This is a genomic window from cf. Phormidesmis sp. LEGE 11477 (assembly GCF_015207105.1).
GTDB lineage: Bacteria > Cyanobacteriota > Cyanobacteriia > Phormidesmidales > Phormidesmidaceae > Phormidesmis.
The window spans coordinates 28,885-45,697 of sequence record NZ_JADEXO010000017.1; the positions used below are offsets into that span (position 1 = coordinate 28,885).

4 protein-coding genes (1 of these 4 cut by a window edge) are annotated in these 16,813 nt (G+C 48.8%); all 4 read left to right on the forward strand.

Annotated elements, in window-relative coordinates:
• Tightly spaced (each overlapping or abutting the next), the 4 genes in view from IQ256_RS07695 to IQ256_RS07710 form a layout consistent with a single transcriptional unit that may run on beyond the window.
• Positions 1 to 4,863, forward strand: a complete 4,863-nt coding sequence (locus tag IQ256_RS07695) for a non-ribosomal peptide synthetase (protein ID WP_193854959.1) — start codon at positions 1 to 3, stop codon at positions 4,861 to 4,863.
• Positions 4,860 to 12,863: a non-ribosomal peptide synthetase gene (locus tag IQ256_RS07700; protein ID WP_193854960.1), complete on the forward strand. Its 8,004-nt coding sequence runs from the start codon at positions 4,860 to 4,862 to the stop codon at positions 12,861 to 12,863. The genes IQ256_RS07695 and IQ256_RS07700 overlap by 4 nt, the downstream gene beginning before the upstream one ends.
• On the forward strand, positions 12,860 to 16,294 hold the full coding sequence (locus IQ256_RS07705) for a non-ribosomal peptide synthetase (RefSeq protein ID WP_193854961.1): 3,435 nt from the start codon (positions 12,860 to 12,862) through the stop codon (positions 16,292 to 16,294). The genes IQ256_RS07700 and IQ256_RS07705 overlap by 4 nt, the downstream gene beginning before the upstream one ends.
• Positions 16,291 to 16,813, forward strand: the start of a protein-coding gene (locus IQ256_RS07710; RefSeq protein ID WP_193854962.1) for a type I polyketide synthase. The gene runs 4,124 nt beyond the window's last position; only the first 523 of its 4,647 coding nucleotides appear in the window; it begins with the start codon at positions 16,291 to 16,293; the stop codon falls past the right edge of the window. The genes IQ256_RS07705 and IQ256_RS07710 overlap by 4 nt, the downstream gene beginning before the upstream one ends.

Here is a 16,813-nt window from a genome sequence, read left to right on the forward strand (position 1 = left end):
ATGGTCGATAGCCAAATCAGTCTAAATCCGCAGCTCACCGCTTCGCTAAGAGAAAGAATTTCTGCGCTTTCGCCTGCTCAGAGACAGCTTTTTCGCCAGCAGCTAGAGGCCAAAGGCATTGCCTGGGATCAGACATTAGGAGACGCTGCTGAAACGCTTTCATCCTCTGAAAAAACGCCGCTCCCACGCCCGAATAAGCTGCCGCTCTCAGCTTCTCAGAAACAGCTCTGGGTCTTTCAACAGCTACATCCTGACAGCAGCGCCTACCATATCGCATTCATGCTGACCCTCGAAGGGAATCTGGTAGAAAGTGCCTTACAGCAAAGCCTACAGCGCATTGTCAACCGCCACGAATCTTTGAGGACTATCTTTCTCCAGGAAAAGAATCGGCCCTACGCTAAGGTATTGCCTTCTCTAGAACTCACTTTACCCATCGCAGACTTGCGAGACGGCGAAAAGGCCGAAGAGATTGAAGTTCAGCAATGGCAGGAGAGATTAGTTACAACGCCTTTTGATTTGGAACAGGGTCCGATGCTCCGAACTCAGCTACTCAAAAAAACAGGCGATCACTTTGAACTAATTGTGGTATTGCACCATTTGATTGCAGACGGTTGGTCACGGGGCATTTTACTACGCGAGCTAGCGAAGAACTATTGCGACCTGGTTGAGAACAAGGCCAGCTCAAAGAACTCCATCTTTGCTCTACCCGCCCTGACTATTCAATATGCCGACTACGTTCTTCAGCAAGAGCAGTGGCTGAAAAGTAAGGAATGCGACGTGCATCGCCGCTATTGGAGAGAGCAGCTTGCAAATTTACCTGAGCTGAACTTACTCAGCGATTATCCAAACAGCGCTCATTTCGCTAGCAAAACCTGCACTCGCTTTTTCTCAATAGAAGAAACAAACGCAATCAAGACATTGGCAAGGCGCTCGGGCGCAACAGTCTTTATGCTGCTGCTAGCTATCTTCAAACTACTGCTTTGCCGCTACAGCAATCAGCAAGATATTGCAGTAGGCGTGCCCGTAGCCGGACGAAATAGCGCGGCTGTTGAACCTCTAATCGGCTTTTTTGTAAATACGCTAGTCATACGTTCGCAGGTCGAACAAAAGCTTTCTTTCTCTGAGTGGCTTCAGCGGGTGCAAGCCACGCTTTCAGATGCCTTGCAGCACCAAGCGCTTCCTTTTTCTGAGGTGATAGAGGCCGTAGGTGCAGACCGCACGATAGGGAAAAATCCACTCTTTCGAGTAATGTTTCAGGTGCAGAGCAGCGGCTATCAGCTCCAAAATGCTGAACAGCTCAGCTCAGGCTTGTTAAGAGAGATGCCAGGGCTATCGCTGAGCCAGCAATGGATTGAGCCAGGAGAAACAAAGTTCGATATGAGCTGGCATGTGATTGAGCGTGATGGTCAATTGCTGAGCGCGGTTGAATACAGGACGGGTTTGTTTGAGGGCGATCGCATTCAAACCATGCTCAACAGCTTCCATACGCTAGTTGCCGCCGTTATCGCCACACCCGATCAGAAACTTTCTCAGTATTCTCTTTTAAGTGGGGAACAAAGACGCATTGTTGAGAGCTGGAGCAGGGGCAGTAGTGTTCAAGATTTGGAACTTTGCCTGCCTGCAAGATTTGAGCAGCAGGTGAGAGAGACTCCTGATGCGATCGCTACCTGCCAGTTCACGACCGAAAATCATACACAAAGGTCTCTTACTTACCAACAGCTCAATCAAAAGGCGAACAAAACAGCGCGTTGGTTACAAAGCAAAGGAATCGGCTCAAAGAGCTTAGTCGGTGTCTGCTTGCGGCCTGGAACAGATCTGATGGCGTCGCTGTTAGCAGTACTCAAGGCAGGCGGCGCGTACGTTCCCCTAGACCCGGCGCTACCCACAGAAAGACTCCGCTACATGGTAAAAGATACAGAGAGCGCAGTCATCATCGCACATCGCGACTGCTTACCATCCGAGTTGTTAGAAGAGGTAGAAGGAACAGATGTTCTTTATCTAGACACAGAAGAACACCTAATCGCGCAGCCAGGCGATAACCTAAACATTCCCATAGCATCTGAAGACCTCGCCTATGTCATATATACGTCAGGATCTACGGGTAAGCCCAAGGGAACACAGCTCACCCACGGCGGCCTAATCAACTATCTCGACTGGTGCCTCAGTGCATATCCAATAGAGGCAGGCTGCGGCGCACCCGTTCAATCTTCTATCGGGTTCGATGCCACTATTACCAGTCTATTCGCGCCTCTGCTGGCTGGAAAACAGGTTGTTTTCTACAACAAAGATACAGAAATCGAATCTTTTTTATTAGCACTGTCGGGTGGGTTTAGCTTTCTCAAACTGACGCCCGCTCACCTCAGCGCTCTGCAGCCCCTGCTGATAGAAAAAGAAATCGAGCGCAGCCGTTTGCCAAAAGCTCTGATTATTGGTGGAGAAGCCCTGCACGCTCACCATATCTCTTTGTGGAGAGAGCATTTTCCCGAAGTCGCTTTGTTCAATGAATATGGCCCTACTGAAGCTGTAGTTGGCTGCTGCGTTCACAAAGTATCTTCAGAAGATAGTGGCAACATTCCTATTGGCAAACCTATTAACGGCGTTCAGCTTTATGTTTTAGACAAGAGTGGGCAGCTTGTGCCTCCGGGTGCTCCGGGAGAGCTGCATATTGGCGGCGTAGGCGTTGCGAAAGGATACCTGAATCAGCCGACGCTAACAGCAGAACGGTTTGTTGAAAATTCCTTCAAACTAGGAAAAGCAGGCTCTGCAGGGTCTATGCTTTATAAAACGGGCGATCTTGCAGCTTATAAATCTGATGGTAGCTTGGAGTATTTGGGTCGAATTGATAGTCAGGTGAAGCTCAGAGGCTTTCGTATCGAGCTAGGCGAAATAGAGCAGGCTTTGGTAAAGCATTCACAGGTTGAGCAAGCAACCGTGATAATCAGAGAAGAAAAGGATAAAAAAGAACTTGTTGGTTATGTTGTCGCCAACAAGCAGCCGGACGATTTATCAACGTCGAACGCGCTTACTGCTGAGCTGAAACAAGCGCTGAGTCAGGTATTGCTTGGCTATATGGTACCGACTCACATCATGGTACTAGAGTCCTTCCCGCTGAGCGTCAATGGAAAGATAAACTATCAGCAGCTACCGACACCGACTGTAGAGGCCGATTCACAGCAGCCAGTGAAGCCGCGAAATCAAAGAGAAAGCATTCTTTTAGACGTGTGGGAACAGATTCTGGGCGCATCAAAGATTAGCATTTATGACAACTTCTTTGATCTAGGTGGCGATTCAATCTCTGGAATGCAAATCGTTTCAAAGGCGAGAGAACAAGGATTGAAGCTGACGCCCGCGCAGCTATTCCAGTATCAAACAGTCGTGGCACAGGCCGCGATCGCAACAGAAACCACACCCGCTACCGCCCATAGCCTATCCACAGAAATCCCTATTGGAAACATCTCACTTAGCCCCATTCAATGGGATCTTTTTGAACAAAAGCTACCTAGCCCTCACCACTACAATCAATCTCTTCTGCTAGATGTCCAAGTAGGATTAAACGCTGCTTCTCTGCGGATTGCGTTGAATGCACTTATTAGCCATCACGACGCTTTGCGCCTTAGATTTAGCCACACAGAATCCGGTTGGACTCAGCGCTACGCGCCACGTACCACAGATACTACGGTGCTAGAAGAGTGTGTCTTACCTTCTTCAAAATCCGTCAGGAGAAACGAGACAATTGCCCGCTTCCAATCAAGCCTAAACATCGCGGAAGGTCCACTGTTCCGTGGTGTCTTGCTTCGCTCAGAAGATGATACAGACCAACTGCTGCTAGTCGCGCATCACCTAGTTATAGATGGGGTCTCTTGGCGTATTCTGCTGACTGATTTAGCCACTGCTTACGCTCAAGCGGAAGTAAAACAAACTATTTCCCTTCCTGCTAAGACAGTCAGCTTTGGAGAGTGGATAAACCGCCTGTATCAACAGAACTTTGAGGCTGATTTGGACTACTGGACTGATGTTTGTCGCCAGACGTCAAATTTGCCGATAGAGATGGCCTCAGAACAAAATACGACAGAGCAAAACACGATTGCAGACGAGCGAGAAAGCGCTATCTCTTTGAGCTTAGAAAAAACAGCAGTTTTACAGAAACTAACGCCGCCAGTAGATGTTCTTCTATTGACGGCATTAGCTCAAACACTCAGTCAATGGAGCAATCAGTCTAGCCTTGTGATTGATGTAGAAAGGCACGGTCGCCAGCTTCAAGGTCACAACGAACAGACTAGTCAAGCATTAGACCTATCACGCACCGTGGGGTGGTTCACTTCTTTATATCCTCTGCATCTGTCGCTTTTACCCGATGAATTGAACGAGCAAATCAATTATGTGCAACGGCAGCTTAGCCAAGTGCCGCATCAGGGCATTAGCTACGGTGTGCTGCGCGTTCAACACAGTAGCGATGGCGTTCAGTTGAATTCTCCAGCAGAGGTAAGCTTTAACTATTTGGGCCAGATGGGTCAGATGATTGATAGCAGTAACTTTGTTGAGAAGATTGAAGCCGCCCCTGGATCTCGCAGTTTAGACGGCGATCGCCCCTATCTTTTCAACATCATTGCCATCATTCAAGACGGTCAGCTTCAGGTGAAATGGCGGTACAGCCAGCGGCAGTATCAAAGCCACACCATTGACCAGCTCACACAGCGATTTATCAATCACCTAACCTCTCTTATCGCCTACTACAGTCATTCTCAGACGTCTGCTTCGGCACAGTCCAAGCCAAAAGCTAACTTTTCTGCTGCCCGAGTAGATACCAGCCAGATCAATCAGCTAATGGGCAAGCTTCAGCGTAGAGGAGGGCGGCGATCATGACAGTCAATCAAGCTACGAATGACAACAATGTCGCATCGCTGGAAGTGAAAGACATTTACGAGCTTTCTCCCATGCAGCAGGGAATGCTGTTTCACACGCTGTATGAGCCTGAAACAGGGGTTTATTTTGAGCAGCGTCACTGCCTGCTAGAAGGAAATCTAGACGCACAGGCATTTAGACAAGCCTGGCAACAGGTGGTGAATCGCTATGATATTTTGCGTAGTGAATTTCATTGGGAAGAGACAGACAAGCCGCTTCAGGTAGTATATGAAAGCGTTGAGCTGCCTTGGGTCAATGAAGATTGGCGATCGCTAGGTAAAAAGAAACAAATAGAGGAGCTAGAGACTTTCTTACTCGCTGAGCGTCTGCAAGGATTTCAACTAGACTACGCGCCGCTGATGCGCTGTGCATTGTTTCAGCTAGGCGATCGCCAGTACCGCTTTGTGTGGAGCTACCACCATCTGCTGATGGATGGCTGGTGCAACGGCGTTCTGATTAGAGATGTTCTCACTATCTATCAGGCCAATCTCTCTTCGGAGCGTACTGTCTCACTGCCGCCTGTCAAGCCCTATAAAGACTATATTCTTTGGCTTCAGGGGCAGGATAGCGATCGCGCAAAAGCCTACTGGCAAAGTATCCTCGAAGACTTCCAAACCCCTACCTCCTTAGGCATCGATAGGATACAGACAAGAGAAGAGAATAGCGATCGCAGTACGCCACTTTATAGAGACACTCATAGAGAAAAGCAGCAGGCGATTTCAGTCTCTCTCTCACAAAAGCTAACGGCCTTTGCTAAACAAGAACGCCTCACTCTCAACACGCTCATGCAGGGAGCATGGGCTATTGTTCTCAGCCGATACAGCGGCTCAAACGATGTCTTGTTTGGCATCACCGTCTCAGGGCGGCCACCAGAACTCTCTGGTGTTGAGTCAATGGTAGGACTGTTTATCAACACGGTTCCATTAAGGGTTAATCTACCAGATGGTGCAGAAATTTTGCCCTGGCTACAGCAGCTACAGCAAACGCAGCGAGAGCGGGAGACTTACAGCTACAGTAATCTTAGTGACTTGCAGAGCTGGAGTGATATCCCAGCAGGTTCGTCATTGTTTGATAGCTTGCTCATCTTTGAGAACTATCCCACCTCTATAGAAGCTGTCACTCAAAGTTTTGAAACAGGGTTTTCGCTAAAGGATGGACAAGGTTATGAGAAAACAAACTACCCTCTAACGCTCGTTGTTATTCCAGGAGAGACTATTCAGCTCAGCGGCAGGTATGACACGCAGCACATCTCTGAGGCTGCTATTGATCGGTTGCTTGAGCATTTAGCAGCGGTTCTAGAAAGTTTTGCTGATAATCCTCAGCAGCGGATTGATCAAGTATCGCTGCTCGCGGCTAAGGAGCGCAGTCAACTCAGAGAGTTTGCTCAGGGCAAAGCTGTTAAGGTTGAGCCACGCTGTGTGCATCAGCAGTTTGAAGATCAGGCTGTATTTACACCGGATGCGACAGCAATAACTTATTCGACTGATCCGTTTGTTCCTACGGCTGTCGAACCTTATTCAGATAAACCTTATTTAGATAATAGATCGCTCACTTATCAGCAGCTCAACGAACGAGCTAACCAAATTGCCCGTTGTCTATTAAGCCAGGGTGCAAAGTCAGGTACTCGCGTAGGGGTCTGCTTAGAACGCTCGATCGATATGATAGCGAGCTTGCTGGCTATCTTGAAGGCAGGAAGTATCTATGTTCCACTAGATCCAGCGCATCCAAAAGACCGGCTAGACTATATTTCTCAACAGTCGCAGATAGAGATATTAGTGACTACTTCTGACGTTTATGAGGCGCGATCGCTCAGCATCTGTCCAACTACTATTTGCTTAGACAACAACAGCGAAATCGATTCACAATCCATAGGGAATCTCGCACTTACAGCTACTGAAGATGACACCGCTTATATTCTCTACACTAGCGGCAGCACTGGCAAGCCTAAAGGCGTACCCGTTACACATCGCAGCCTGACCCATTTCCTCGCAGCAATGTCGCATAATTGCCGCATCACTGCACAAGATAGACTGTTGGCGGTCACTACGCTAGGGTTCGATATTGCAGCTCTAGAGATTTTTCTACCGTTAGTCAGTGGCGCTCAGGTCGTCATCACGCCTCAAGAGATTACTTTAGACGGAGAACGGCTAGCGCAACAGATTGAGGCGAACAACATCACAATCATGCAGGCAACGCCCGCAACTTGGCGGCTGTTGCTAGATGCTAGCTGGTCAGGACATCCGTCATTGACGATTCTATGCGGAGGAGAAGCCTTAGACATAGAGCTAGCCAAAAGACTGTTGCCGTGTGGCCAATCTCTCTACAATTTATACGGCCCGACAGAAACAACTATTTGGTCAGGCGCGTTAAGAGTGAATGCGGACTTTCTAGCCCAAAGCACCTTCTCTGGCAGCGTTCCTATCGGCGCACCTATTGCGAATACGCAGTTTTATGTTTTAGACCAGCAGCAGCGTCAGGTGCCCGTCGGTATCGCAGGCGAGCTGTATATCGGCGGGGCAGGCTTGAGCGATGGCTACTGGAATCGTCCAGATTTGACGGCGGAGCGGTTTGTGGACGTTGATGTGTCAGGTGCCTCTCAAAGGCTGTATAGAACGGGCGATCGCGTTCGATATAGAGAAGATGGCACGCTCGATTTTCTCGGCAGGCTAGATAGCCAGGTCAAGCTGCGTGGTTTTCGTATCGAGCTAGGTGCTGTAGAAGCTGCACTAACACAGCATCCAGATATTACTCAGGCAGTTGTTGTCGTACAATCCGAGCAGTCTCAGCTACTAGCGTATATCAAGCCGATAGGAGAAGCTCATCCTACGCCTACAGAAGAGCTGCGACAGTGGCTCGGACAGTATTTACCAGACTATATGCTGCCAAGCGGCTACATGCTTGTAGACACGTTTCCACTCACGCCAAACGGTAAGATCGATAGGCGATCGCTCCCTGCTTTCGCACCTACCACTGCAAAAGAACAACCTCCCAGCACCCAAAATGAGAAATTAGTGGCAGGCATTTGGTCAGCCGTTTTGGATGTGGAAGGGATTAACTTAGACGACAGCTTCTTTGAACTAGGCGGACATTCCCTGTTGGCAACTCAGACTATCTCTCAAATTCGTCAGGTCTTTAATGTAGATTTGCCCTTGCGATTGCTCTTTGAGAACCCAAAACTACAGGACTTTGTCGCCATACTAGAACAGGCCCAAAACGCTGGTTCGCAGCTATCCGCTCCGATCACTCGCTCTGAACTGATCGGTTCTCCTGTTCTTTCCTTCGCTCAGCAGAGACAGTGGCTCATATATCAGCTCGATCCAAATAGCCCTGCTTACAATATTCCGATTGCAATTCGTCTCATAGGTAATCTCTCTATAAAGGGATTAGAACAGAGTATTGCTCAGCTTATCAATAGGCACGAAACGCTAAGAACTATCTATCCTAACGTAGAGGGCGCACCGACTCCGGTTACGCTCGCCCCTCAAGCTGCCTTTGCTTTAGAAGTTGTTGATCTACGTCAACTAGATACCAAAGCACAACGGGCTAAGGTTATTCAGGACATCCGTCAGCAAGTACAGCAGCCGTTTGATTTAGAGAAAGAGCCACTGCTGCGATCGCACCTCCTACAGTTAAACGAGCAAGAACACATTCTTCTATTCACCCAGCATCATATTGTGACCGATGGCTGGTCGATAGGGATACTACAGAGAGAACTCACTGCGCTCTATCAGGCTGCGAGTTCTGGCAACGAACTTGACAAAGTACTGCCACCATTGTCCATTCACTACAGCGACTATGTGGCTTGGCAAAAATCTCTCGATCTCAGCGGCCAAGTCGCCTATTGGAAACAACAGCTAAACGGCCTTGCTCCGCTGCTAACGCTCTCTACAGACTATTCTCGTCCGGCTGAACCGAGCGGTGTCGGTGCCAGCTATGAGTTTCGCCTTTCACAAAAAGAAACCGATGCGCTACAGCAGTTTAGTCAGCAAACCCAGGTGACGCTGTACATGACGCTGCTTGCTGCCTTTAATATCCTGCTGTATCGATACAGCCAGATTACAGACTTAGCCGTTGGTACACCTATCGCTAATCGACAGCGACCAGAGCTTGAAAAGCTGATTGGTTTATTTGTAAATACATTAGTGATACGCACATCTGTAGAGAACAATCCTAAAGTTAGTGACTTTCTCACGCACATTCGCCAAGTCACCTTAGATGCCTACGCTCATCAAGATTTTCCCTTTGAGCAGCTTATTGATGAGCTAGCTATCTCGCGCAGCCGTAGCCATACGCCGCTGATTCAGGTAATGTTTGCGCTACAGAATGACTCGCTGCTTCAGCAGTCCTCAGCAAAGACTGAAGTAGCAACATCTGATGAAACAGCCATAAACTGGTCACCCATAAAAATACAAAGTGAAACGGCAAAGTTCGACCTGACACTAGACATGAGAGAAACCGACAGAGGACTTGTCGGACAGTTTGAATATCGGGCTGATTTGTTCTCGCCAGAGACTATTCATCGAATGGCGGGGCACTTCCGTAACTTGCTGCGGGCCTTGCCACAAAACGGACAGCAAAGGATTTCAGAGCTGCCTATGCTCTCACACTCAGAAAGCAAACAGCTACAAGGCTGGCAACAGGGCGAAGCCTCTAAACCCCTTTCTAATCGGGCTATTCATCAGCACTTTGAGACACAGGCAGCCGCCACACCTAATGCAGTTGCCCTCATCTACAACAACGCTCAGCTCTCATACGCTGAGCTAAATAAAAAGGCAAATCAGCTCGCTCGATATCTTCAGCAAAAGGGCGTACAGTTAGAGACTCCGGTAGGCATTTGGGCAGAGCGATCGCCCACCACCATCATCACAATTCTCGCCATCCTCAAAGCAGGCGGCACTTATATTCCCCTAGACCCTAACTACCCTATCGAACGATTGGAGTGGATGATTGCTGATACTCGGATGGTACTACTTGTCAAAAATTCTGCTGTTCCAGTTCCAACAGAAATGACGTCTCTTGTTCCTATACTCGAATTAAACACGGAGACTGCTGAACATATTGACCCATTACCTGAGACAAACCTTCCTGATACAAGTCTTTCTTCAGCATCCTTCCCACCCACTGCGCTTGCATACATTCTCTACACGTCAGGTTCCACAGGCCAACCCAAAGGCGTTTGCGTCTCTCATCAGAGCGTCACACGATTGGTCATTGCCCCCAACTATGTGACACTTACCGCTAGCGATGTTCTGTTGCAAGCTGCACCGCTCACCTTCGATGCCTCTACATTTGAGGTTTGGGGCGCACTGCTCAACGGTGGCAAGTTGGTACTACTGCCTGAGCAGTCTCCGTCTTTAGAAGCGCTGGGTCATGCAATTTCTACACACAGAGTAACCACCCTTTGGCTAACCGCTGGATTGTTCAACCTTATGGTAGATGAGCAGTTAGACAGTCTCACGTCTGTGCGGCAACTGCTCGCAGGCGGAGACGTTCTGTCTGTTTATCATTTACGCAAAGCGCTTAAAGCTCTTCCAAATACAAAGATTATCAACGGCTATGGGCCAACGGAAGGAACAACCTTTACCTGCTGCCATACAGTCACTCAGTCAGATTTAGAAGCGGCAGTGCCGATTGGCTATCCGCTTTCTCATACTCAGGTTTATGTGCTAGATGCAGATTTACAGCGAGTGCCTGTAGGCATTGTGGGCGAGCTATATATCGGCGGTGCCGGGGTCGCTCGCGGCTATCTCAATCGCCCGGATTTGACGGCTGAGAAGTTTATTCCTAATCCTTTCTATGGTATTCGGCAGCGGTCAGAAAGTGAGTTGTTTTATCTATATAAGACGGGCGATCGCGTTCGCTATAGAGCAGACGGAGCCTTGAAATATCTAGGCCGTTTAGACACTCAGGTAAAGATCCGTGGCTTCCGCATTGAGCCCGGTGAAGTTGAAGCTGCCTTAGAGCGCCATACGGCAATTCAGCAGGCGGCAGTGGTTGCGTGGGGAGATGGCGCAGAAAAGAGAGGAACAGAGCAAAAGGAGATACAGCAAAAGGAAACAAGACAAAAGAGATTAGTGGCTTACCTAGAGGCTACGGATAGGTCCGCAGGCAATATATCTTCCTTAGAAATCAGACAATTTCTGTTAGAAAAGCTGCCTGACTATATGATGCCTGCCAAGTTCGTATGGATGCCGTCTTTGCCATTGACCACAAACGGAAAAGTAGACCGACGGGCTTTGCCTACACCTGATTGGACGGCATTACAGACTGAAGAGAGCTTCCCAAAAACGGAAATCGAAACGGCCCTAGTCAGCATCTTCTCCTCACTACTGCCCGCTGAAACGATCGGTATTCACGACAATTTCTTTGAACTAGGCGGCGATTCTATCCTAGCGATGCAGATTGTCAGCAGAGCTGCCAGAGAAGGTATTACCCTCTCACCGTCACAGCTATTTCAGTATCAGACCATTGCAGAATTAGCCACTGTTGCGAGTAAAGGTGATTCTGTTCTTGTTCCACAGTCGCTAGCCGAGGGCGAAGTGCCGCTGACCCCGATTCAGCACTGGTTCTTTGAGCAAGACTTGGCGCAGCCACACCACTTCAATCAATCGGTGTACCTGTCACTGCCGCATAACTTGAATAAAGCGGCGTTAGAATTTGCGATCGCACAGGTCTTCACTCATCACGATGCCTTTCGCCTACGTTTCTATCAAACCGAACAGGGATGGCAGCAAGCCTTCTCAAAAGAGAATACCGCCCCTGTCATTCAATGGTTCGACTACTCTCACCTCAGTAGCGAACAAAAAACAGGCGCAATTGCTCAACAAATCAAAGTACAACAAACCAGCCTCAACATTCAAAACGGCTCTCTAATTGCCGTCTGCGGATTTGAGTCGGGTGAAAAGGATCAAAGCCATCTGTTTATCGCCATCCACCATCTGTTGATAGATGGCGTTTCCTGGCGGATATTGCTCGCGGACTTACAGCAGGCATATTCACAGGCGATCGCAAACCAGCCGATCCAACTTCAGCCCAAAACCCATTCCTATCAGCAGTGGGCGATCGCGCTTGCTGAGAAGGCTAATTCATCTGAAATAATCGCTGATCTTGACTATTGGCAAGCGCTCAGCAGCAGAGAATTCGCTGTCCTCCTGTCTGACTTCAACGCCGACGCAGCGGAAAACACGATTGAGAACAGCGAAACGGTCTCTGTTCAGCTCTTTGAAGCGCAAACGCATTCACTCTTGCAAGAAATTCCAGCAGCTTACAACACTCAAATTACAGATGCGCTGCTTACGGCTTTCATGCAAACTCTCACAACCTGGATAGACAGCAACGAACTACTGATAGATCTTGAGAGCTACGGACGCTTTTCTGATACGTTAGATCTTTCTCGAACCGTGGGCTGGTTCACCGCACTCTATCCTATTTCTCTCTCCTTTGAGCCGACGCTGACACTGGTAGACAATCTCAGATCCATTCAAGCTAATTTACAAGCAGTCCCCAATCACGGCTTGAGCTACGGCCTGCTGCGCTACCTCAGTACAGATATCTCCCAACGGCATATAAACCCACCTGTGAGCTTTAACTATTTAGGTCAGATAGACGCCGTTTCAGAAGCAGGGTTTACTAAAGCTCCGTTACCCAACGCGCCACACAGCCCCAATCAGGCTAACGAAAATCTGCGTGTTCATCTGCTAGATGTGAATAGCTGGATAGAAGACGGTCAGCTTCAGATTGAGTGGATATTTAGTCAGCGCCATCACAAGCGTGAGACTATTGCAAAGCTAGCTAGGCAGTTTGTTCATAATCTCTCTGTGCTAATCGAGAGCTGTCATACTCAGCAAGACGCAGACTACAGCTCTAATGATTTTGGCCTTGTAGATCTCGACTCAGATGCGATCGCAGCCGTCCTCGATCAGGTAACCTTTACCACAGCAGAACAGGAGGTGACTTCATGAATACTCCTGAGAACGCGCCCATGAATAAAACTGTTCAAGATATATATCCTCTTTCCCCAACGCAGCAGGGCTTGCTATTCCACAGCCTCAGCGATACGCAGGCTGGTGCATACATCGTGCAAGTCAGCTATACCCTCAAAGGTGAGCTAAATCGTGAAGCGTTTGACCAAGCATGGCAGCAGATGGCAAACCGCCATACTATCCTGCGGTCGGCTTTTGTGTGGAAAAATATCAAAGTGCCTGTGCAGGTAGTGGGACATCAGGTTAATGTGCCCATTCACTGGCATCAGTGGAAAATGCTTGGTACTGAAGTTCAAAAGCAACAGCTTTCAGAATTACTGGTGAGCGATCGCGCTCAAGGCTTCAATCTTTCCCATGCTCCCCTCATGCGAATCAATGCGATTCAGATAGGGCTGAACCACTATAAAGTTGTTTGGACACATCATCACATCCTGCTAGATGGCTGGTCGCTGCCCAAGCTGCTAAAAGAGTGGATTGTCTACTATCAAGCAACATGCGGACAGGTTCCGGCTACTCAGGTAAAACACATATTGAGTAAAGCTTATCCTTACCGAGACTACATCGCATGGCTGCAAAAACAAGATGTTGCTACTGCTAGGCAGTTTTGGAGAGGGCAGCTTTCTGGCCTCAGCGCACCAACGAATCTAGGAATAGACGCCGCCAAGCCAGCATCTTTAAGTAAAGCAACAAAATCTCAACAAACAACAAACCATCATAGCGCTGAACAACATTACGCACTGCCCGCTCAACTTACCGAACAGCTTAAAGCGTTTGCCAAACGGCATCGGCTTACGCTCAGCACCTTGTACCAAGGTGCGTGGGCTAAAGTGCTAAGCGTTTACAGCGGTGATGACGACGTGATGTACGGTTTGGCCTGTGCGGGTCGCCCTCAGACCCTAAAGGATGCTGAGCAACGGGTGGGCTTATTTATCAATACGCTGCCAATGCGCGTGAAGCTTGGGAGTGATATTGTTCCCTGGCTGCAAAGCATTCAGACGCAGCAGCTCGCGCAGCAGCCATACGAATACACGCCTCTGATTGAGATTCAGGCTGAAAGCGAGATTTCAAGACAGTCGCCTCTATTTGAAAGCGTTGTTGTTTTTGAAAACTATCCGCTTGAATCGATTCGAGCTGTAGAAGGGCTTGAGCTGTTAGAGGTTGAAATTATTGAGCGAACTCACTATCTGCTGACGCTGTTTGCCGTAGTCTCAGAAACCTTGGATTTCAAGATACTCTATGATGCTCAACGGTTTTCTGGGAGTGCGATCGCCCGCCTCACTCACCATTTAGAGACAGTCTTAGCGGAGATAGTGACTTCCCCGCAGCAATCTGTTGAGAAACTAAACATTCTTTCAAAAGTTGAGAAACAGGAAATCACAAGTTTTGGGCAGGGGCCAACCGTAAGCCTGTCAGAAGCTGAGTGTGTACATGTTGCGATCGCCCAAAAAGCAAAGCAAACCCCTCAAGCAACAGCGCTGATTTTTGAAGGAAATTCACTTAGCTACGAACAGCTCAACAATCAAGCTAATCAGCTTGCTCATTACCTTCTCAATAATCACGGTCTAACAAACGCTCAGAACATGCCAGTTGGTCTATGTATAGAGCGTTCCGTAGAGATGATAACTGCGTTACTTGCTGTCTTAAAAGCTGGCTGCGCGTATGTCCCACTCGATCCAACCTACCCAGCCGCTAGACTTCAGCACATCATAGAAGACGCTGGCATCACACATCTTATCTGTCACGAAGCTACCGCTAGCGTTGTTTCAACAACTTCACTAAACCGGATTAACCTTAGTCAGCAAAGCGTCAAAATTAATGCTCAATCAATATCAGAACCAGATACAAACAACAAATTAAACAGCCTTGCCTACCTCATCTACACCAGCGGCAGCACTGGCAAACCAAAAGGTGTTCCTATCACCCATAGGAGTCTAACTAACTTACTCAGATCAATGGCGACGCGCTTGCGTATCAGAACCACCGATACGCTCATGGCCGTCACCACGCTAGCATTCGACATTGCGGCCTTAGAGTTGTTCCTTCCCTTGACTACCGGTGGTTGCCTGCTGCTCGCGAGTAGTCAAACCGCCCGCGACGCTCACCAGCTCATTGCCTATCTCGATACCTACGGCATAGATATTATGCAGGCGACTCCTGCTACTTGGCGGCTTCTACTCAGTGGTGGCTGGAGCGGACAAAACGGACTGAGAATTCTCTGTGGTGGTGAAGCTTTAGACACAGCTTTAGCCGAGCGTTTGCTGAACTGCGGCGAGGAAGTTTGGAATGTCTATGGCCCTACCGAAACCACAATCTGGTCTAGTGCGCTAGCGCTTTCTTCCGCTTCGCTTACTGAGGGCAGCGTCCCAATTGGTCAGCCGATAGACAACACTCAGCTCTATGTTTTGAACGAGAAGCAACAGATGATGCCTACAGGAGTCGCGGGAGAACTCTATATCGGCGGAGTAGGGCTTAGCACTGGCTACTGGCAGCGTGAAGACTTAACCAAACAGCGGTTTGTAAGTGTCTTAATTGACTCTGATGAGAAAACGCTCTATAGAACAGGAGACCGCGTTCGCTATCGCGAAGATGGCACCCTGGACTATCTCGGCAGGTTAGATTATCAAACAAAGCTGCGTGGCTATCGGATCGAGCTAGGCGAAATTGAACGGGTATTGGCAACTCATCCACAGATTAGTCAGGCAGTCACCGCTGTGCAAGAAGAAGTAGAAAAGCAGCAGCTAGTGGCTTATGTTACGCTCATTCGTCATGAGAAAAAAGAGAATAGGCACAAAGAGACGACTCTCGCTGCCAAAGGCCAGCCGCTGACACAGGAACTGCGATCGCACCTGACTCGACAGCTACCCCACTACATGGTGCCAACCGCCTACCAGGTGCTAGATGCCTTCCCACTTACACCCAACGGCAAGATTGATCGCAATGCACTTCCTGCCCTCACATCACCATCAAATCAAGCGGTCCTTACCCCGGATTCACGACCTAAAACAGCCATCGAAACTACGCTGCTGAGCATTTGGCAGTCTCTTTTACCCACTCAAACTATCAGCATTCACGACAACTTTTTTGAGATTGGCGGACATTCACTGCTAGTCATCAGCGCTCAAGACAACATTCGTCAGCAGCTAGCGGTAGAGCTTTCTCTGGTTGATTTATTCCGCTATCCTACCTTGCGATCGCTCGCACTTCATATCAGTCAAATCAAGGCGCGGCAGCAAGGGGAAAGTGAATTAGAAGCAGCCGTTCAGCCTCAAGATGGACTGACGGGTTCTAGGTTAGCCGCAGGTAAACAGCGCCTGAGACAGCGGCTAGGTCAAAAGAGAAATAAAGGGCAGCTATCCACACAGAAAACAACCCATGAAACAACACGTCGCTTAGAGGAGGAAGCAAAATGAACAACATAGAGAACATAAACGAACCGTTGAACGATTTTGATTCTAAATACTCTGGGCTAGAGATCGCAGTCATCGGCATGGCCGGGCGCTTTCCGGGGGCGCAGTCTGTCAATGAATTTTGGCAAAATCTTCAGCAGGGCGTAGAGTCTATCTCTGCCTTGAAAGATGAACAGCTTTTGGCACAGGGCGTATCGCCTGAGATGCTGCACGACCCCAACTACGTGAAAGTAGGCGGCGTTGTAGAAGACGCTGATCTATTTGATGCTGATTTCTTTGGCTATAGTCCGCGTGAGGCAGAAATTTTAGACCCGCAGCAGCGGCTGTTTCTAGAAACAGCGGTTGAAGCCTTAGAGACGGCAGGATATGATCCCGAGCGCTATCCGGGCAGCGTCGGCGTGTTTGGCGGGGCCGGGATGAATGGCTATTTGTTGAATTTATACAGCAATCCTGAAGTGCGCGATCGCGTTAGCCCTTACGAACTCTTCGTCTCCAATGATAAAGACTTTTTGACCACTCGGG